The 19227-nt window shown below is 59.5% G+C and carries 19 protein-coding genes and 1 riboswitch; of the genes, 10 read left to right on the top strand and 9 right to left on the bottom strand.

The window, feature by feature from the left end:
* Nucleotides 1-11: 11 nt before the first annotated feature.
* Nucleotides 12-102: riboswitch (TPP riboswitch) on the bottom strand.
* 89 nt (nt 103-191) lie between these two features.
* Nucleotides 192-482, top strand: a complete 291-nt coding sequence (locus AB5Y99_RS00155) for a PilZ domain-containing protein (protein ID WP_005339160.1) — start codon at nt 192-194, stop codon at nt 480-482.
* 30 nt (nt 483-512) lie between these two features.
* On the opposite strand, the gene AB5Y99_RS00150 is transcribed toward AB5Y99_RS00155, so the two are convergent.
* The 5 genes from AB5Y99_RS00150 to leuA form a co-directional block, all read right to left on the bottom strand.
* The gene (locus AB5Y99_RS00150; RefSeq protein ID WP_368208306.1) at nt 513-1442 is read right to left on the bottom strand and encodes a transglutaminase domain-containing protein; all 930 of its coding nucleotides are present in this window, start codon (nt 1440-1442) and stop codon (nt 513-515) included.
* 117 nt (nt 1443-1559) lie between these two features.
* Complete coding sequence (gene leuD, locus AB5Y99_RS00145) at nt 1560-2159, bottom strand: 3-isopropylmalate dehydratase small subunit (RefSeq protein ID WP_368208300.1); 600 nt, start codon at nt 2157-2159, stop codon at nt 1560-1562.
* Between the two features lie 12 nt (nt 2160-2171).
* Nucleotides 2172-3569, bottom strand: coding sequence for a 3-isopropylmalate dehydratase large subunit (gene leuC / locus AB5Y99_RS00140; RefSeq protein ID WP_368208298.1), 1398 nt, complete (start codon nt 3567-3569; stop codon nt 2172-2174).
* Between the two features lie 33 nt (nt 3570-3602).
* Nucleotides 3603-4688: a 3-isopropylmalate dehydrogenase gene (gene leuB / locus AB5Y99_RS00135; protein ID WP_236321140.1), complete on the bottom strand. Its 1086-nt coding sequence runs from the start codon at nt 4686-4688 to the stop codon at nt 3603-3605.
* Between the two features lie 192 nt (nt 4689-4880).
* Nucleotides 4881-6443, bottom strand: coding sequence for a 2-isopropylmalate synthase (leuA, locus tag AB5Y99_RS00130; RefSeq protein ID WP_368208296.1), 1563 nt, complete (start codon nt 6441-6443; stop codon nt 4881-4883).
* A 408-nt stretch (nt 6444-6851) separates the two neighbouring features.
* Here leuA and AB5Y99_RS00125 point away from each other — a divergent pair, with 408 nt between their 5' ends.
* The 8 genes from AB5Y99_RS00125 to AB5Y99_RS00090 all read left to right on the top strand — a co-directional run bounded on the left by AB5Y99_RS00125 (nt 6852) and on the right by AB5Y99_RS00090 (nt 13908).
* Entirely contained in the window at nt 6852-7472 is a 621-nt protein-coding gene (locus AB5Y99_RS00125; RefSeq protein WP_005349170.1) for a TetR/AcrR family transcriptional regulator, read from the top strand.
* 126 nt (nt 7473-7598) lie between these two features.
* Complete coding sequence (locus AB5Y99_RS00120; RefSeq protein WP_005339149.1) at nt 7599-8102, top strand: phosphatase PAP2 family protein; 504 nt, start codon at nt 7599-7601, stop codon at nt 8100-8102.
* On the top strand, nt 8099-9208 hold the full coding sequence (locus AB5Y99_RS00115; RefSeq protein ID WP_368208294.1) for an MJ1255/VC2487 family glycosyltransferase: 1110 nt from the start codon (nt 8099-8101) through the stop codon (nt 9206-9208). The genes AB5Y99_RS00120 and AB5Y99_RS00115 overlap by 4 nt, the downstream gene beginning before the upstream one ends.
* Before the next feature lie 37 nt (nt 9209-9245).
* Complete coding sequence (locus tag AB5Y99_RS00110; RefSeq protein WP_104015791.1) at nt 9246-9398, top strand: hypothetical protein; 153 nt, start codon at nt 9246-9248, stop codon at nt 9396-9398.
* Nucleotides 9399-9777: 379 nt separating this feature from the next.
* On the top strand, nt 9778-11496 hold the full coding sequence (locus tag AB5Y99_RS00105) for an acetolactate synthase 3 large subunit (RefSeq protein WP_043823044.1): 1719 nt from the start codon (nt 9778-9780) through the stop codon (nt 11494-11496).
* A 91-nt stretch (nt 11497-11587) separates the two neighbouring features.
* A complete protein-coding gene (gene ilvN / locus AB5Y99_RS00100; RefSeq protein WP_005311605.1) occupies nt 11588-12082 on the top strand; it encodes an acetolactate synthase small subunit in 495 nt (164 codons plus the stop codon).
* Between the two features lie 104 nt (nt 12083-12186).
* Complete coding sequence (locus AB5Y99_RS00095; protein WP_323893964.1) at nt 12187-12813, top strand: LysE family translocator; 627 nt, start codon at nt 12187-12189, stop codon at nt 12811-12813.
* Nucleotides 12814-12948: 135 nt separating this feature from the next.
* Nucleotides 12949-13908, top strand: a complete 960-nt coding sequence (locus AB5Y99_RS00090; RefSeq protein WP_323893962.1) for a LysR substrate-binding domain-containing protein — start codon at nt 12949-12951, stop codon at nt 13906-13908.
* A 90-nt stretch (nt 13909-13998) separates the two neighbouring features.
* Here the strand turns inward: AB5Y99_RS00090 and AB5Y99_RS00085 are convergent, their stop codons facing one another.
* From AB5Y99_RS00085 to AB5Y99_RS00070, 4 genes are all read right to left on the bottom strand, one after another.
* Nucleotides 13999-15180 carry a M20 family metallopeptidase gene (locus AB5Y99_RS00085; protein ID WP_323893960.1) on the bottom strand — a complete coding sequence of 394 codons (1182 nt, stop codon included), beginning with the start codon at nt 15178-15180 and terminating at the stop codon, nt 13999-14001.
* Nucleotides 15180-15629, bottom strand: a complete 450-nt coding sequence (locus AB5Y99_RS00080; protein ID WP_042059844.1) for a hypothetical protein — start codon at nt 15627-15629, stop codon at nt 15180-15182. Before AB5Y99_RS00080 ends, AB5Y99_RS00085 begins: the two co-directional genes overlap by 1 nt.
* Nucleotides 15626-16444 carry a DUF3100 domain-containing protein gene (locus AB5Y99_RS00075; RefSeq protein WP_005339140.1) on the bottom strand — a complete coding sequence of 273 codons (819 nt, stop codon included), beginning with the start codon at nt 16442-16444 and terminating at the stop codon, nt 15626-15628. The genes AB5Y99_RS00080 and AB5Y99_RS00075 overlap by 4 nt, the downstream gene beginning before the upstream one ends.
* Nucleotides 16445-16702: 258 nt before the next feature.
* A complete protein-coding gene (locus AB5Y99_RS00070) occupies nt 16703-17584 on the bottom strand; it encodes a DMT family transporter (RefSeq protein WP_323893959.1) in 882 nt (293 codons plus the stop codon).
* Nucleotides 17585-17854: 270 nt separating this feature from the next.
* Between AB5Y99_RS00070 and AB5Y99_RS00065 the strand changes: the two genes are divergently transcribed.
* The gene (locus tag AB5Y99_RS00065) at nt 17855-19081 is read left to right on the top strand and encodes a tyrosine-type recombinase/integrase (protein WP_368208291.1); all 1227 of its coding nucleotides are present in this window, start codon (nt 17855-17857) and stop codon (nt 19079-19081) included.
* The last annotated feature ends 146 nt before the right edge of the window (nt 19082-19227 follow it).

The raw sequence follows: 19227 nt of genomic DNA, 5'->3' as shown, positions 1-19227 counted from the left end.
GCGCAAAAAATGAGCGCCATGCCTCAAATTCCTCCGCCAGCATTATCTGGATCAGGTACACGGGTATAATCTCAGCGGTAAACCGCACCCCGTTTGAGAAACGAACCGCATTGTATTAACGTTCTTTTGGGTAGACCAGCACAATTGTGCAATACCCATGAGATGACGCCCACCCAACAGAGGATGCTCGCGTGCTTACCAATACCAAGGAAAGGCGTGCCTTTGCGCGCATGGTCATCAATGCTCCGGTCACCGTCTATCAGCAGCAGCTGGTGCTGGAGGGGATCTGCCGGGATCTCAGTGCCAACGGCATGGGGATTGCGGTCTCTGAACACCAGCTCGACATCAATCAGCCCATCCGGATCAGTCTTGCCACCAACAACAACCTGTTGCCCCCCTTTGAAGCCCATGCCCGTATTATCCGGGTGCTGGAGGAGGAGAGCGGGTTGCTGCTGGCGGTAGAGTTTCTGCCTCAGGGTTAATCCTCTCTCCCCATCGGCAGAGGGAGGGGATTAACCTTTCTCCTGAACCGGCTGCACACTCAACTGCTTGCTATCGACCAGCGTTTTGCTGGTCGATGCTATTTGGCCCGCAGGCAAGGTGGCTGGACCGGTAGGTTCGAGCAACAAGTAGTTCTGCCCCTGCCAGTTGAGGGTCACATCCCCCGGCTTGGCGGGCAGGTCAACGGCCAGCAGGGCATGGCCGGGGACAAACACCATGGCCTGTTTCAGCTCCGGAAAGAGCTGGGCCAGCATGGCGGCCATCAGGGTTACCTTGCTGTCGCAATCACCCCGGTTCTGCTCCAGCACCTGACGGGGAGATAGAAATCCCTTGCCCTGCCTGCCGTTCAGGCTGTCGAGCTGCTGATAGGGGATGCTCTGGATAAAGGTGAGCATATGGGCCACGGTTTTCTGGCGCGCTTCCGTTTCGGTGCTGCCCTGCTGCTTTAGTTGATCCGCCAGCGGAGCCAGCCCGCTGCGACTCTCCAGCGCGATGCGCACATGATCCTGCTTCACCGCCAGCTGCCCGTCGGGGGTGTTGAAGTACTGGAAGTAGTGTTTGGTCAGCCACGCCTGCTCCTCTTTGCTCCGCTTGGACTGCAGAAAGGCCATCGCCTCGCGCGCCTTGTCCTGATTGCGGCTTTTCAGATGCAGCTCCAGCGAGGGGCGAGCGAGGGTGAACTGCACCTCGGGGTAGTTCTGGCGCACCTCCCGCAGCAACACCTGCAACACCTCCTCCTGCATTCTCGCCGGGCGATAGGCGATGAGGGGCGGCAACTTGCCCTGTTCGAGCCGGTAGGTGAGCTGTTGGGGTTTGCCTTCGCTATTTTGCCAGCCGACGCTGATCTGGCCGAGGCTGTTGTTGAAGCTGGTTTGGCTGGCCCCCGCAGGCAGGGCAAGCAGCAGGGCACAGAGCAGAGGAATTGCCGTCGGTCTCTTCATCATCCTTTCCTGTGGCACGGGCCAGTTCCGGTGGCCCAAAGTGGGAAGCGTCGCGGACAGTAAAACAGGGAGCCGAAGCTCCCTGTTGATTCTACTCGTTTTTTTGCAACTGGCGCGTTAAATCCAGCTCGGCTGCTTCGCCTCAAAGGCGCTGATGGCGGCCTCGTGCTGCAGGGTCAGACCGATGGCATCCAAGCCGTTGAGCAGACAGTAACGGCGGAATTCATCGATCTCGAAACCGAAGCAGAGGCTACCTGCACGTACCTGATTGGCTTCCAGATCCACCTCGATCTCGATGCCCGGTTTGGCGGTCACCAGCTGGAACAGGGCATCGACCTCCTCCTCCTTCAGGCGCACCGGCACCATGCCATTGTTGATGGCGTTGCCGTAGAAAATGTCGGCAAAGCTCGGGGCTATGATGGTCTTGAAGCCGTAGTCGGCCAGCGCCCAGGGGGCGTGCTCGCGACTAGACCCGCAGCCGAAGTTCTCGCGGGCCAGCAGAATGCTGGCACCGGCGAATTGTGGCTGGTTCAGTACAAACTCGGGGTTGGGCTGCTGGCCGGCATCGTCGAGGAAGCGCCAGTCGTGGAACAGGTGCTTGCCAAAACCGATGCGGTTTACCTTCTGTAAAAACTGCTTCGGAATAATGGCGTCGGTGTCGACGTTGGCGCTGTCGAGGGGGACGACGATCCCTTTATGCTGTTTGAATCCTGTCATCTAAATGTCCTCTTACAGTGCGCGAATGTCGGCGAAGCGGCCGGTGACGGCGGCAGCGGCGGCCATGGCCGGGCTCACCAGATGGGTGCGGCCGGCGCGGCCCTGACGCCCTTCGAAGTTGCGGTTGCTGGTGGAGGCGCAGCGCTCCCCCGGTTGCAGCCGGTCGTTGTTCATCGCCAGACACATGGAGCAGCCGGGCAGGCGCCACTCAAAACCGGCCTCGATGAAGATCTTGTCCAGCCCCTCGGCTTCGGCCTGTGCCTTCACCTGCTCGGAGCCAGGCACCACCAGCGCCTGCACGCCAGCGGCTACCTTGCGACCGCGAGCGATGGCGGCGGCGGCGCGCAGATCCTCGATGCGGCTGTTGGTGCACGACCCGATAAATACTTTGTCGATGGCAACGTCGGAGAGCTTCTGACCCGGTTGCAAGTCCATGTAGGCGAGCGCCTTGCGGGCGGATTGCTGTTCCATCAGATCGCTGAAGGATTCTGGCGCCGGAATAGGCTCGTTGACGGCAATCACCTGACCCGGATTGGTGCCCCAGGTGACTTGCGGGGCGATATCGGCGGCGTCCAGCACCACTTCGGCATCGAAGTGGGCACCATCGTCGCTCTTGAGGCTCTGCCAGTAGGCGATGGCCTGCTCCAGAACCTCGCCCTTGGGAGCAAACTCCTTGCCACGGATGTAGTCGATGGTGGTCTGGTCGGGGGCAATCATGCCCGCCTTGGCGCCGAGCTCGATGGCCATGTTGCAGACCGTCATCCGCCCTTCCATGGAGAGGCTCGCAATGGCATCGCCAGCGAACTCCACCACGTAGCCGGTACCACCGGCGTGGCCGACCTTGCCGATAATGGCCAGTACCACGTCCTTGGCGCTGATGCCCTCGGCCAGCTTGCCGTTGACCGAAATGCGCATGGTCTTGGCGCGGCCCTGTTTCAGGGTTTGGGTCGCCATCACATGTTCCACTTCGGAAGTGCCGATGCCGAACGCCAGCGAGCCGAAGGCGCCGTGGGTGGCGGTGTGGGAGTCGCCGCAGACGATGGTGGTGCCGGGCAGGGTAATGCCGAGCTCGGGGCCCATCACATGGACGATCCCCTGATATTTGTGGTTGAGATCGTAGAGGCGAACCCCGAACTCCTTGCAGTTGTCGGCCAGCGTCTCCATCTGGATGCGAGCCATCTCGCCGGAGGCGGCGATGTCCTTGGTAGTGGTGGAGACGTTGTGATCCATGGTGGCCCAGGTCAGGTCCGGGCGGCGCAGCTGGCGGTTCATGGCACGCAGGCCGTCGAATGCCTGCGGGCTGGTCACTTCATGCACCAGATGGCGGTCGATGTAGATGAGGGGGGTCTCCCCCTCCACTTCCCGTACCACGTGGGCGTCGAATACTTTCTGATAGAGGGTCTTGGCCATTGCTTCTCTCTTCCTTGTTCTCTGTTATGCGGCTCAGATCCGGGCGGCGATCTGGCTACCCATCTCGGACGTGCTCTGCACCGGGTGGCGGGCGCTGGCCTGATGCAGGTCGGCGGTGAAGTAACCCTCGGCCAGGGTCTGGGCCACGGCCTGCTCGATGGCTTGAGCTGCGTCTTCCTGGCCCAGGCTGTAGCGCAGCATCAGGGCGGCGGAGAGGATCTGGGCGATGGGGTTGGCAATCCCTTTGCCGGCGATATCCGGGGCCGAACCACCGGCCGGTTCGAACAGGCCGAAACCCGATTCGTTGAGGCTGGCGGAGGGGAGCAGTCCCATGGAACCGGTGATCATGGCGCACTCGTCGGAGAGGATGTCACCGAACAGGTTGGAGCAGAGCAGCACATCGAACTGGGACGGATCCTTGATGAGCTGCATGGTGGCGTTGTCGATATACATATGGTTGAGGGTTACGTCCGGATAGGACTTGGCGACTTGCGTCACCACCTCGCGCCACAGAATGGAAGAGGCGAGCACATTGGCCTTGTCGATGGAGGTGACCTTGCCACGGCGCACACGAGCCGACTCAAAGGCAATCTTGGCGATGCGCTCAATTTCGAAGCGATGGTACACCTCGGTGTCGAATGCCTTCTCGTTCGCCCCTTCTCCCTCACGCCCCTTGGGCTGGCCGAAGTAGATGCCACCGGTCAGCTCGCGCACGCAGGCGATGTCAAAACCGCGATCGGAGATATCGGCGCGCAGCGGGGAGAACTGCTCCAGACCAGTGTAGATGCGGGCCGGACGCAGGTTGCAGAACAGCTTGAAGTGGGCGCGCAGGGGCAGCAGGGCGCCACGTTCAGGCTGATCGTTGGGGGGCAGATGTTCCCATTTCGGGCCGCCCACCGAGCCGAACAGCACGGCATCGGCCGCTTCACAACCCGCGATGGTGCTTTGCGGCAGCGGGGTGCCGTGGTTGTCGATGGCGATGCCGCCCACGTCATGGCGATCATACTCGAAGGCGAGGCCGAACCTGGCCTGCACCTTCTCCAGCACCTTGACGGCCTCGGCCATCACTTCCGGGCCAATGCCGTCACCCGGCAATACTGCGATCCGATAACTGCTCATACACTCTCCATCCTGATATTGTCTTTGAGATCCCTCTGTCCGGTTTCCCCGACGCTGCGCGCGGTTGCCGGTTCAGACGTTCCCCGTCCTGATGTTGTCATTCCATGCCGTCTGTGTGGCTGCGAGTCCTGCTCAGACGGTTTCCGATGTGATGCTGTCATTCCATTCCGTCTGTTTGGTTCCGAGCTCTGTTCAGACGGTTTCTGATTTGATGCTGTTATTGCGTTCCATCTGCTCGGCCACCTGATCGGCGCGCCAGATGCTGTTGATCACATGGAGCAGGGCATGGGCCGAGGATTCGATGATGTCGGTGGCCAGCCCCATGCCGTGGAATTTGCGCCCCTTGTACTCGGCGACGATATCGACCTGACCGAGGGCATCTTCCCCTTCGCCCTTGCTCTTGAGGGCATATTTGTCGATGCGGATCTCATAGCCGGTGATTCGGTTGATGCACTGGTAGACCGCATCCACTGGGCCATTGCCGGTGGCCGCTTCACAGATCAGATCCTGTCCTACCTTCAATTTGACCGAGGCGGTGGCCAGCACCGAGCTGCCGCTCTGGACCCCGAGGTACTCCAGCTTGAAGTGCTCCGGCTCTTCGTGGATCTGGCTGAAGAAGGCCAGCGCTTCGAGGTCGTAGTCGAATACCTGCCCCTTCTTGTCGGCCAGGGTCAGGAACTTGCCGTAGAGGTGGTCGAGGTCGTAGCTGCTCTCGGCGTAGCCCATGGACTCCATCCGGTGCTTGATAACGTGGCGGCCGGAGCGGGAGGTCATGTTGAGGTTGTTCTGGGTCAGGCCGATGCTCTCGGGAGTGATGATTTCGTAGGTATTTTTCGCCTTGAGCACCCCATCCTGATGGATGCCGGAGCTGTGGGAGAAAGCGTTGGCCCCGACGATCGCCTTGTTGGGCTGCACCGGCATGTTGCAGAGCTGGCTGACCAGTGTGCTGGTGCGATGAATTTCGTTGTGGCGGATATTGGTTTGCACCCCGAGCAGGTCGGCGCGGGTTTTGAGGATCATCGCCACCTCTTCCAGCGAGCAGTTGCCCGCCCGCTCGCCGATGCCGTTGATGGTGCACTCGATCTGGCGGGCCCCCATCTGCACCGCGCCGATGGAGTTGGCCACCGAGAGCCCCAGATCGTCGTGGCAGTGGACCGAGATGATGGCCTTGTCGATGTTGGGGACCCGGTTGAACAGGGTGTGGATGATGCCGGAGAACTCGGTCGGCACCGTGTAGCCCACGGTATCGGGGATATTGATGGTACGGGCCCCCGCCTTGATGGCGGCCTCCACCATGCGGCAGAGATTATCGATCGGCGTGCGGCCCGCATCCTCGCAGGAGAACTCCACATCATCGGTGTAGCGCAGGGCGTGCTTGATGGCGCCGACCCCCATCTCCAGCACATCCTCGAAGCTCTTTTTCAGCTTGCTCTCCACATGGATGGAGGAGGTGGATATAAAGGTGTGGATGCGAAACGCCTCGGCGACCCGCAAGGCTTCGCCGGCGGCGTCGATATCTTTTGGCAGGGCGCGGGCGAGGGCGCAGACCCGGCTGTACTTGATGTGGCGGGCGATGGTCTGCACCGAGTGAAAATCGCCGGGAGAAGAGACCGGGAAGCCCACCTCCATGACGTCGACACCGAGCCGCTCCAGTGCTTGGGCGATCTGCAGCTTCTCCTTGACTGTCAAACTGGCCGCCAGGGCCTGCTCACCATCACGCAAGGTGGTGTCGAATATGATGACCCGATCTGACATGTGACTTCCCTCTTCCTAAGTTCGGTAACGTGCATCCTGCGGCGGCATAAAAAAACCCGTGCAGGGTGCACGGGTTTTTGTAAATTCCGGCTATGCCTTAGCCCGGCTACAAGGATCCCGCGCGAGTTAACGCGATTAGGGAGATTAGTAGTAGCGGGGTGGCGATACGCATGACGTTGTTATTCCTTCCAGTCGATAACGCTTTTACCAATATCGAGATTTTTATGCTGTGTCAACACGGAAGGTCAGGGGCAATCTGCTGGCGTATTTAATCGGATTGTAAAGGATTGCAAATTTCCTTGTCCCATATTCGGCCCATGACCGATTATCTGGTCATTCCTGCTGTGCTCTATTCTCTGCACAACCAGATCGACTTATCAGCATTGGCTGAATTATCTGAGGTGTTAAATGGAAAAACGTAGACCTGGTCGTCCGGTCGGACGTTCTGACATTCGTGACAAGTTGCTTGCTGCCGCCCGTGAGCGTTTTCTCAATACTCCCTATAGCAAGGTGACTACACGCGAAATCGCGGAGCTTGCTGGCTCCAATCTGGCAATGATCCACTACTACTTCGGCAGTAAAGAGGGTCTTTACAAAGCGGTACTGGGCGATGTCGCCGAGCCGCTTGACCATGCCTGGCAAGATGAACACAGCAATCACAGCCTCAACGAGCTGCTCAACACCTACTATCAGGTGATGGCGCCCAACAGCGAGCTGACCTCTGCCATCTCCAGCGCATTGTCGACCGAGAAGAGCCCGGGCCGGGATTTTGTGCTGAACCGCCTGCTGGAACGTCAGCTGCCGCAGTTCGATGCCCTGCTGGAAACCATGAAGTCCAACGGCGAGCTGGGTGACAACCTGGATCCCGACATGCTGAAGATCTCCTTCCTCAGCATGATGTGGCAGCCGTTCGTGATGAAAGATCTCTACGAGCAGGTGTTTGGCCTGAAAGTGGATGAGCACTTCATGGCCCGTCTGGCGGACCACAACTGCCGTCTGATGGAGACCGGTCTGCGCGGCAGCCACTGATTTTGCCGCAACATCGAGATTAAAAAGGGCCATTCGGCCCTTTTTTCATAAATCTGTTATCCCTTGTTCAACGTAACGTCATCCCGCTTTCTTACTCTGCAAGCAGAATTCAGGGAAGGAGGGGATATGAACAAGATCCAGCAATGGGACCTGCAGGTGTGCCGGGTCTGCCTGCTTCACGGCTACAACCGGCAGCAGGCGAGGGTGAGTCGTCTCATTTCCCGCACCGGCGATGGCCCGCTTTACGCCGTGCTGGCCGCCCTGCTCTGGTGGCAGGGGGAGGCAGAGCGGGAGCTGGTGCGACTGGCGCTGCTCGCCTTCGCCATCGAATTGCCCCTCTATCTGCTGCTGAAAAACAGCCTGAAACGGCAACGGCCGGTCGGCTTGCCGGTCTTTATCACTCCTTCCGATCGTTACAGCCTCCCCTCCGGTCACACCGCTGCCGCTTTTCTGATGGCTACCATACTGGCCACCGGCTTTCCGCTCTGGGCGCCCCTGCTGTTTGGTTGGGCGGCGCTGGTGGGGGCATCCCGGCTGCTGCTCGGGGTACACTACCTGAGTGATTTGGTAGCCGGTGCCCTGCTGGGTGGCGGTTGCGCCGTGCTGGCGCTCGGCTGGAGTCACTCATGAGGATACTGTTCGGGGTGCAAGGCACTGGCAACGGTCATATCAGTCGCAGTCGCACCCTGGCGCGGGCGCTACGCACGGCAGGGGTCGAGGTCGATTATCTCTTCAGCGGTCGCCCCGCTGACCGCTACTTCGACATGGAGGAGTTTGGCGCCTACCGCGCCTTTCCCGGCCTCACTTTTGTCAGTCACGAGGGGCGAGTTTCTCCGTGGCGCACCCTGCAAGCCGCCTCGCCGCTCACCTTCTGGCGGGATCTGCGGTCTCTCGATTGCAGCGAATACGATCTGGTGGTGAGCGATTTTGAGCCGTTGACCGCCCACGCCGCCCGCCGCTATGGCAAGCCGAGCCTCACCGTCAGCCATCAGGCCAGTTTCAACTGGCCCATCCCGCGCTGGGGGGAGGATGGGGTCAGCCGCCAGCTGATGCGCCACTTTGCCCCGGTGGATCAGCCGCTCGGGCTGCACTGGTTTCACTTCGGTCACCCTTTGCTGCCGCCGGTGATCGACCCCATCACCGCCGTACCGGATAACGGCGAGATCCTGGTCTATCTGCCGTTCGAGCAAACCGAGGCGATCGCTGCCCTGTTGTCGCGCTTTGGCCAGCAGCGCTTCGTCTGCTTTCACCCCGCCATTCGCACCCCCAGCCAGTGGCGCAACCTGCGTTTCGAACCGCCATCGCGGCACGGGTTTATCGCCGTGCTGGCCGGTTGTCGCGGCGTCATCTCCAACGCGGGTTTCGAGCTGGCTTCCGAGGCGCTCACCCTCGGCAAGAAGCTGCTGGTCAAGCCCCTCGGCGGCCAGTTCGAGCAGCTGACCAACGGCAAGACCCTCGAGATGATGGGACTGGCGACCCTGATGGATGTGCTCGATGCCAATCTGGTGCGCAGCTGGCTCGACAGCGCCTCGCCAGGGGCAGTCTGTTACCCCGATGTAGCGGGGGAGCTGGCCCGCTGGCTGGCGGCGGGCGCTGACGAGAGCGTGGCCTCTCTGTCACGTCGGCTCTGGGCGCGCACCCTGTTTCCGGAGGAGGTGAGTGATCGCCTGAGCGAGCTGGATGGGGGCGACTGTTTATCCAGTTGCTGGTTATCGCAAGTGAGCGTTGTTGACTAGACTGAAAGGCGATCCCACCAAGGAGAGGATGGAGCAAATGCGCTTTACCAATGAAAACGGCGAAGTCATGAACCTGGCTGACAATCTCACCCTGCACGAGTTGCTCGATATGGGTGTCAGCATCTCGGTCAGTGAAGAGACCGATCCGGATCAGCAGATCTGGTTGGCCGAGCCGGAAGATGACCACTAGATCGCTCTGCTGCCACAAAGCCCGCCACTGTCGGCGGGCTTTTTTATTGCCGTTTTTTCACCTGCCAGCACAATTCTCTGTCTATTAGCGTGACATCTTCCCATTTCTGTCACCGCCGCTCTTATGGCCGGGCACTGTCTGAAATGTCTGACTGGCACCCGCCGACAAAGCCGTGGACAAGCGTTGATTGGCGGGTTAAGTTGGTTTTTCACCCGATTTTCGGGTCAATGATGGAAAAATCCTTTTTTTCTGCTGCCGACGGGGCTGAATTGGGCCGATCTGCCTTCAGATAACAACAAGAAACGGATCGGGCCGTGCCGGGAAGCACGGCATCGTCGGCGGGATTCGCTAAACGGAGCAAAGCCTGGAGGGCTTTATCATGGAGATGTTATCAGGCGCCCAGATGGTGGTTAGAGCGCTGGAGGATCAGGGAGTGGAGCACGTTTTTGGCTACCCTGGTGGCTCGGTGCTCGACATCTATGACGCTCTCTTCGAAAACGGCAAGATGGAGCATGTCTTGGTGCGGCACGAGCAAGCCGCGGTTCACATGGCTGACGGTTACGCCCGTTCCACCGGCAAGGTGGGGACTGTGCTGGTAACGTCAGGTCCGGGAGCGACCAACTGCATTACCGGTATTGCCACCGCCTATATGGATTCCATTCCGCTGGTGATCCTCTCCGGCCAGGTGCCGACCAGCATGATCGGTGAGGATGCGTTCCAGGAGACCGACATGATCGGTATCTCCCGCCCGGTGGTGAAGCACAGCTTCCTGTGCAAGAAGGCGAGCGATATTCCCGAGGCCATCAAGAAGGCCTACTACATTGCCGCCAGCGGCCGCCCGGGGCCGGTGGTGGTGGATCTGCCCAAAGATGTGCAGAACCCGAAAGAGAAATTCCCCTACCAGTATCCCGAGACGGTCTCCCTGCGCTCCTACAACCCGACCAAGTCTGGCCATAAAGGGCAGATCAAGCGGGCAGCCAAGCTGCTGGTGGATGCCCAGCGCCCGGTGATGTACGTGGGCGGCGGCGCCATCAACGCCAATGCGGACCATCTGGTGACCAAGCTGGCGGAGCTGCTGAATCTGCCGGTGACCACCACCCTGATGGGGCTGGGGGCCTTCTCCGGTGTCCATCCGCAATTTATCGGCATGCTGGGGATGCACGGCACCTTCGAAGCCAACAAGACCATGCACAACGCGGATCTCATCTTCGCCGTTGGTGCCCGCTTCGATGACCGCGTCACCAACAACGTGGCCAAGTTCTGCCCCAATGCGACCGTGGTTCATATCGATATCGACCCGACCTCCATCTCCAAAACGGTGCAGGCCCATGTGCCCATCGTCGGCTCGGTGGAAACCGTGCTGGAGCAGATGCTGGAAGTGATCCGCGAGTGTGGCTTCGATAACGACAAGGAGGCGCTGGCGGACTGGTGGAGCCAGATCAACCAGTGGCGCTCCCGTCACTGTCTGGCCTACGAAAAGTCGGCTACCCAGATCAAGCCACAACAGGTGATCGAGACCCTCTACAAGGTGACTCAGGGTCAGGCATTCGTCGCCTCCGACGTGGGCCAGCACCAGATGTTTGCTGCCCTCTACTACCCGTTTGCCAAACCGCGCCAGTGGATCAACTCAGGGGGCCTCGGCACCATGGGCTTTGGTATTCCGGCCGCCATGGGGGCCCAGTTTGCCAACCCGGATGCGGTGGTCTGCTGCGTCACCGGCGACGGCTCGGTGCAGATGAACATTCAGGAGCTCTCTACCTGCATGCAGTACGGGGTGCCCATCAAGATCATCTCCATCAACAACCGTGCGCTGGGCATGGTCAAGCAGTGGCAGAAGATGTTCTACGGTGGTCGTCACAGCCACTCTTACATGGAGTCCCTGCCGGACTTCGTCAAACTGGCGGAAGCCTATGGCCATGTCGGCATCGCGGTGAGTGATCCGGCGGAGCTGGAGAGCGCCATGGAGAAGGCCTTCGCCATGAAGGATCGGTTGGTGTTCATGGATATCTCGGTCGACCCGGATGAGCACGTCTATCCGATGCAGATCAAGTTTGGTGCCATGGACGAGATGTGGCTGAGCAAGACGGAGAGAACCTGACGATGGAACATATTATTTCGGTCGTAACCAGGGAGCTCATGTTTGGTTCCATCAAGGACGAGATGTGGCTGAGCAAGGCGGGGGAAATATCATGAGACATATAATTTCCGTTCTGCTGGAGAACGAATCCGGCGCCCTGAGCCGGGTGGTGGGCCTCTTTTCCCAGCGCGGCTACAACATCGAGACCCTGACGGTGGCGCCGACCGAGGATCCCACCCTGTCGCGCATGACCATAGTCACCATGGGTGACGAGCGGGTGCTGGAGCAGATCCAGAAGCAGCTGCACAAGCTGGTGGATGTGCTCAAGGTGTGCGACCTGAGCGAAGGGGAGCATATCGAGCGGGAGATCGCGCTGGTCAAGGCGCGTGCCGCCGGTGGCGCCCGTGACGAGCTGAAACGGCTGGCGGATATCTTCCGTGGCCAGATCGTCGACGTCACTCCCGAGCAGTACACGGTACAGCTGGTGGGTACCAGCGAGAAGCTGGATGCCTTTATCAAGACTGCCGCCCAGACCAACGAGATCATCGAAGTGGTGCGCTCCGGTGTCTGCGGCATCTCGCGGGCGGACAAGGCGCTGCGGCCCTGATGGCTGGCGGGACAGCTGATGATGCGTCAGCTGCCGCAGAGTGAAAGAAAAGAGGGCTCTGCGGAGCCCTTTTTGTTTGGTTTTTCTTTACGATGGGAGGGGTGATGTTCGGTATTCATGATCTTGCACTGTTTATGGTCTCGGGGTTGCTGCTCAATATCATGCCGGGGCCGGACTCCCTGCTGGTCATGCTGCGCAGTGGCTCGCAAGGGTGGCGTGCCGGTTCAGTCGCGGCCCTTGGCATCGGCACCGGTGTCATTGTGCATGTGCTGGCGGCGGCCCTCGGTCTGTCGGCCCTGCTCAGCGCCTCGGCCGAGTTGTTTGCCCTTATCAAGCTGGCTGGCGCCATTTACCTCATCTATCTGGGGTTCTCCCTGCTGCGCCTGCAAGCAACGGGTTCCATGGAGAGAGGGGCCACCCTGCCAGCCCTCTCCTATGGCCAGATTTACCGGCAGGGGGTGCTGACCAATGTGCTCAACCCCAAGGTAGCGCTCTTTTTCCTCGCCTTCGTGCCCCAGTTCATCGCACCGGATGCCCCCGACAAGGCGCTCGCCTTTATCCTGCTCGGCTGCATCTTCAATCTGGGCGGTATCATCTGGTGTCATCTGCTGGTCTTTACCACCGTCTATGCCAGCCACAGGGTACGGTTGTCACAGCGTCTCGGCTGCTGGCTCAACCGAGGCATCGGCACCCTGTTTGTCGGACTCGGGATCAAGCTCGCCAGCGACTAGCTCGCCGCTTTCTGACCTGGGGCAGATTATCGTGCGCCGTGCTGTGGTATGGTCGGCAGTCAGCTGCGGGGCCAGCCCCGCTCTCTCTTTTTCAGGTCAGCCCCACTGGCCGCAGCAGCGAGATCCCTTGCCCAGATGAACATCGCCCGGCTCAAGAACTTTACCGAGATTGTGAAGAACAACTTCAACATCTCGGCGACGGCGGAGAAGCTCTATACCTCCCAGCCGACCCTCAGCAAGCAGATGAAGATGCTGGAAGATGAGCTCGGGCTCGCCCTCTTTACCCGCAAGGGGAAAAATTTGGTCGGCTTGACCAGCGCAGGCGAGCAGGTGATGGAGTTGGCCAAGGGGGTAGTGGCGCAGGTGGAGCAGATCAACCAGCTGTCGCTCGGGGAGCAGCTGGCCACCAGCGGGGTGCTGCGTATCGCCACTACCCACACCCAGGCGCGCTACAAGCTGCCAGCGGTGATTACCGAGTTCAGCCGTCATTATCCCGATGTGGCGATCCAGCTTCATCAGGGGGCACCTGCCCAACTGGCCCAGATGGTGCAAAGCGGCGATGTGGATATGGCGATCGCCACCGAGTCCATGTATCTGTTCGACGAGCTGGCCGCCGTCCCCTGTTATCGTTGGGGGCGCAGTGTGGTGGTGCCCCACGGTCATCCGTTGATCGACTGCCAGCCGCTGTCGATGGCGGATCTGGCCCGCTATCCCCTCATCACCTATGTGTTCGGCTTTACCGGCCGATCCAAGATGGACAAGGCCTTCAGCCGTCACGGCCTCTCGCCGAAAACCGTGCTGACCGCCACCGACACCGACGTGATCAAGCACTACGTCCGGCTCGGCATGGGGGTCGGGGTGATTGCAAGCGTAGCCTTTGACGAGGGGGATAGGGAGGCTCTGGTGAGCCTCAACATCGACCACCTGATCGCCTCGAGTGCCACCCACATCTGCCTGCGCAAACATGCCCATTTGCGTGACTACATGTACGACTTTATCCACCTCTACGCCCCCCATATCAGCCGGGAGACGGTGCAGCTGCACCTTATCAACCAGCCGCCCGCCGCCAATATGGCGGAGTTGCCGTGGCTCTAGCCGCGGGTTGTTTGTCGTACACAGAGCAAAAATACAGAGACAAAAAAAGAGAGGCCTTGGCCTCTCTTCTGGTTTTATCGGTATGCGGGATTAAGCGCTGCGGGTCGCCAGATTGATAAAGATCTGGGCTCCCACTAACAGGCAGTCGTCATCGAGGTAGTAGGGATTCGCATGCAGGTAGTTGCAGATCCCCTTGGCCTGACAGCCGCTGCCGAGGAAGAACATGGCACCCTTGCGGCCACGGCAGGCGTTGACCATGTAGCTGAAATCTTCGCTGCCGGTCATCGGCTGACCCAGGGCGTTGATCCCCTCAGAGGGCAATACGTCGGCGGCCGCTTGCAGCAGGCGGGCGCAGGCATCGGCGTGGTTCTCGACCGCCGGATAACCGGCATAGACCATCTTGGTCTTGAAGCCGCGCAGTTCGCTCTGGGCCACGATCTCCTTGAAGCTGTTCTTCAGGATCTGGTCGGTCTCGGCATCCATGGCGCGGATGGTGCCACGCGCCTGCACGTGGTCGGCGATGGCGTTGGGGATGGTGCCGCCGTTGATCATGCCGCAGCCAAATACGGCCGGGCTGAACGGACTGGTGCGCTTGGCGACGATGTAGTCCATGTCTTCGATGATCCGCACCGCTTCACGAATGGCATCCAGCCCCTTGTGGGGTGTTGAGCCGTGGGCAGAGATGCCGTGCACATCCAGCGTCCAGGCGGAGCCCCAGGAGGACATCACACCGTTGTTGAACTTGATGGTGCCAATCTCCATGGCGCCGTCGTTATGGAGGGCATAGACCTCGTCCACCCCCTTCATGCAGCCCAGTTCCACCATCTTCTCGGCGCCCGGCACCCGCATATCCTCTTCCGCCATCTGGAAGATAAAGCGGACGTTGTACAGCAGGCGCGCTTTGTTGGCGGCCAGAAACTTGGCAGCAGTCAGGGCAATCGCCATATGGGAGTCGTGACCGCAGTTGTGGGCCATCCCCTCGTGGCTTGACTTGAACGCAACTTCGCTCATGTCGTGCATCTCGAGGCCATCCATATCGGCACGGAAGGCGATGGTCGGCAGTACCGGGTCAACCACCAGATCCCCGTGAAAACCGGTGAAGCCCGGGTAGTCGGTGAGGCGATAGCCGAAGCCCTTCATCAGATCACGGCAGTAGGCCGAGGTCTTGAACTCGACGCCAGAGGCTTCCGGAATGGTGTGCAGATGGTGGCGCACTTCGTGACTGAAGTCGCGCAGGGCCTGCAGGGCCGGTTCAATGTGGATGTTGTTCATCAGATGATCCCTTGCATGGAGAAGCCGAGCTGGGCAACCAGCGAGGCGCCGAAGAAGCAGCAGGTGGAGACGATCATGAAGATCAGGATCACTTTCCAGGACATCTTCTTCAGCTCTTCCAGCTGACCGCCCACCGAGAGACCGGCAAAGGCCAGCAGCGGTACGCAGCAGGAGAGGAAGGAGATCTTGGCAACGGCGTCGATGAAGAGGCCGCGTACCGGTGTCTCCGGCAGGCAGATGAGAATGCCGATGATGGTGGCATAGGCAAATGCAGGCAGGGAGGAGGGCAGATAGCGCTTGGCAATCAGCGAAGCGAACACCACCAGTGACATGGCGATGAAGCTGTCACCCATCAGCCAGAGCGGGGTGCCGGTGGTCAGGGTCTGGGTAAACATAGCCAGCAGGATCGCCAGAAAGACGAACCGCATATCCATTACGATGCTTTTCATGCTTTCTCTCCTTTGGCAGTCAGGGCATAGATTTTTTCAGCGAGCGGTAGACCCAGATAGGTGAGGGACAGCGCCCCGAGAGCAGACGAGAGCAGGTTCGATGCAGCCGCAATACTCAGCACCTGCTGGGCCAGCGCTTCGTCGAGACCGTTGATCAGAGCACCGGAAGCGGCGCTCAGCATGGAGCCTGAGCCCACGCCGGAACCGGCAGCCAGCGCCAGAGGGTGCAGGCCGGTGAGCGGGGCGATACTGCCCAGCACGCTGAACCAGAGGGTACCGATGACGGAGCCGCACAGGTAGATGGCCAGTACGCCGATGTACTCCTGGGAGCCGGTGCCGAACTTGCCCTGAATCACTGCGACGGACGGCTCACGACTGATGGAGGAGCAGGCCCCGATGGCGCGGCGGCCAAAGCCGAACTTCACCGCCAGCGGAATGGCGATCAGGATAGGCAGCAGGTTGCCAATCTCCTGCAGGAACAGCGGCACGCCGACGCTCAGGATCATCTTCAGGTTGGGGATGATCATCCCCGCATACTGGGTGCCCAGGATCAGCAGGCTGAAGCCCACCATCTTGCCGCAGAAGCCCTCTTCTTTTTCGGTGAAGAGCTGCTTCCAGCCGGGGATGCGATCCTTGACCGGTTTGGCGGAGACAATCATGCCGATGATGACGGCAAAGAGCATCGGCAGGATCGGGATGATGGCGATGCCGATCTTGATCTCCTGTTTGCCTATCAGGTACTGGGCCACAAAGATCAGCATGGCGGTTGCCAATATGCTGACCGTGACCGTCTTGAGGGGGCTGGTTTGCTGCATAGTCTTTTCTCTTGTTATTCCCATGTGTGGCCATCGTCAGGATTGTCCAGACCGATGATGGGGGCATCATAGGGAGCTAAGAGGGGCAGGTATGTGACCTTCATCAAGCTGGCCATATGGCATTTTTTCATGGGGTATGCCCTTTAACCCTCTGGATACCAAGGGTTAAATGTCGTTAACAGAACGTCAGCATTGGCAGGACAAGATAAGCAAACAGGAGTGAAATGGCGACACCGCCCCGCAGGGCGGTGACGCGTATCAGACGGGCGTTTTGAGGCGGGCACTGCGCAGCAGCAGGGGGAGCTGGTAGAGCACCAGGGCGCCGAGTACCAGTCCGGCACCGGCCAGTTTGGCGCCGCCGAGGGGTTCGCTGTAGAAGAGGGTGCTCAGCAGCAGGGTCCAGACCGGTTCCAGCAGCATCATCAGGGCGGCGTGGGCGGTAGTCATCTTGCTCAATGCATGGGTGAGCAGCCAGTAGCGCAATGTGGTGGCGATCAAGACGCTCGCCACAAACCATCCCCAGATGCCGTGGCTGACTCCAGCCTCGGGCCACTGTTCGGTCAGCAGTGAGAGCAGGGTGCCGAGCAGGCCGGTCATCGCCAGTTGGATGCAGGTGAGCCAGGTGGGGGCAATGGATTGGGCAAAGTGGCGATGGACGGCAAGCTGGATGCCGAGAGTGGTGGCCGCCGCCAGAAACCATAACAGCGAAAGCGACACGCCCCAGTGGGTACTGCTGGAGAGCAGCAGCAAACCGGCGATGGCGATGGGCAGGGTGAGCCAGTAGTGGCGGCCAGGCTTGGCCCGAAAGGCTCCCCAGGCGGCCAGTGGGGCCATCAGGGTCGCGACGCTCATGATAAAGGCGCCGCTGCCGAGCGCATCGCTCTGGCTGATGGCGGTGACCCACAGTAACAGGCTGGCACCGAGCAATGTGCCGCAACCGGCGGCGCGCACCAGTTGGGCGCGAGTCGGCGGCGGTTCACGCAACCAAGCCAAGGGGAGCAACAGCAGCGCCGCCAGCAGGAAGCGGCTGCCGATAAAGGCGGCAGGGGGCAGTTCGCGGATCGCCTCTTTCGAGAAGAGCCAGCCAGCGGCGGCCAGCAGGGTGACCAGTACCATCAGCAGCAGAGGAGTGCGGTTCATCGGGGTCGTCATGGTGAAATGGAGGGGAGAGCATAAAGGAAAGGCGCCAGGTATTGCTACCTGGCGCCTTTCGCATCTGCCTTGAACCGCCGTCGCAGCTCGCGGCCAGCAATCAGTTCATGCCGTATTATCCTACCAGCAGTCCGATTAGGTATGCCTCAGTCCGATAATCTTAGTTAAGCTGCTGATTTATATTGACTAGCTTTCCGTTGATGTCTGATGCTATCTGAAGGGGTGCAACATAAGTGTGGGTTCAAGTGTGGGTTCAAAATGGCAATTTCAGATTCAAAACTCAAAGCAATGCTGCGTGGTCATGATGATGATACGCCCAGAAAGGTTGCAGACAGGGATGGGCTATCTGTTCTGTGGAGAAATAGCGGAAAAGTCAGCTTCGTGTACCGCTATCGAATATTAGGCAAGGCAAAAAACCTGACTCTGGGCTCTTATACCGGCCTTGAGGGGGGACTGTCACTTTCCGAAGCAAGGAAAAAGGCTGCGCAATGTCGAGCTTGGTTGGAAGAGGGCAATGATCCCGCGTTGATGACGCGGATCGGGAAAGATGAAAGGCTTAAGCCTGTCACGGTTAAAGATGCACTCGAGTATTGGCTCTGCCATCACGCCGATAAGAAAAGGTCTAACAGTCAGAAGCATCGCCAGCAATTTGCGAAGTGGGTCTATCCCCGTATCGGCGATCTTCCTTTGTCAGATTGTGATACTCGTCACTGGTTGAGCGTCTTTGACGAGTACTCGAAGGTGGCTCCTGTGGCTAGTGGGTATTGTTTCCAAAACTGTAAGCATGCTCTGAAGTTTTGCCGTGTCAGACAGTTTGCAGTGAGTAAGGCGTTGGATGACTTGACAGTCGCTGATGTTGGGCAAAAAGCGAGTAAGCGAGATAGGGTTCTGACGTTAGAAGAGCTGCGAACACTATGGGAGTGGGCTGAGAAGCTAGGTCCAAATTGCTACTACGGAAATTTGGCCAAGATTCTGTTGTCGTTTGGTGCAAGAACTCAAGAAGCTCGGCTATCAGCCACCGAAGAATGGAATCTAGTCGAAGGAACATGGACAGTACCAGCGTCCAACTCAAAAACAGGTAATAAAATCGTGAGACCAATACCTGATTTTATCCGGCCGACGATCGACGCCTTACTGAAAGCTGCCGCTGCACAGTCATCCCCATACTTGCTAGGGGAGCTCAAGCGACCAGAAGCGGTAAGTCAGTGGGGAAGGGGGATTTGGAAACGGATCGGGCATAGCACCCCTTGGACGTGGCACGATTTGCGAAGGAGCTTAGCGACCCGGCTAAATGAGGCAGGGATCGCCCCTCATGTTGTGGAGCAGATATTGGGTCATGCCTTACCCGGAGTCATGGCTCACTATGTTCATACCGTTCGGTTACCGGAACAAAAAGTGGCCTTGGAGATATGGGGGGAGCTCTTGAGTCCTTCGTTACAACAGGAAGCCAATGTTCTGCATCTGCAAGTGAGGTCGAGCACCTAGCTCGATGCCTAGGCGACTAGCCACGGCTCATGGCTTTCGTTCTAGCTTTCGCGACTGGTGTAGCGAGCAGGGCTATGCACGGGAGCTCGCTGAACGAGCGCTAGCCCATACAGTACAGAACAAGGTAGAAGCCGCTTACCACCGTA

Source organism: Aeromonas sp. R4-2, from assembly GCF_040908295.1.
In the GTDB taxonomy this organism is placed as follows: Bacteria; Pseudomonadota; Gammaproteobacteria; order Enterobacterales; family Aeromonadaceae; genus Aeromonas; species Aeromonas veronii.
The sequence above is the reverse complement of the archived record's forward strand: the minus strand, read 5'-3'. Positions and strand labels throughout refer to the sequence as shown.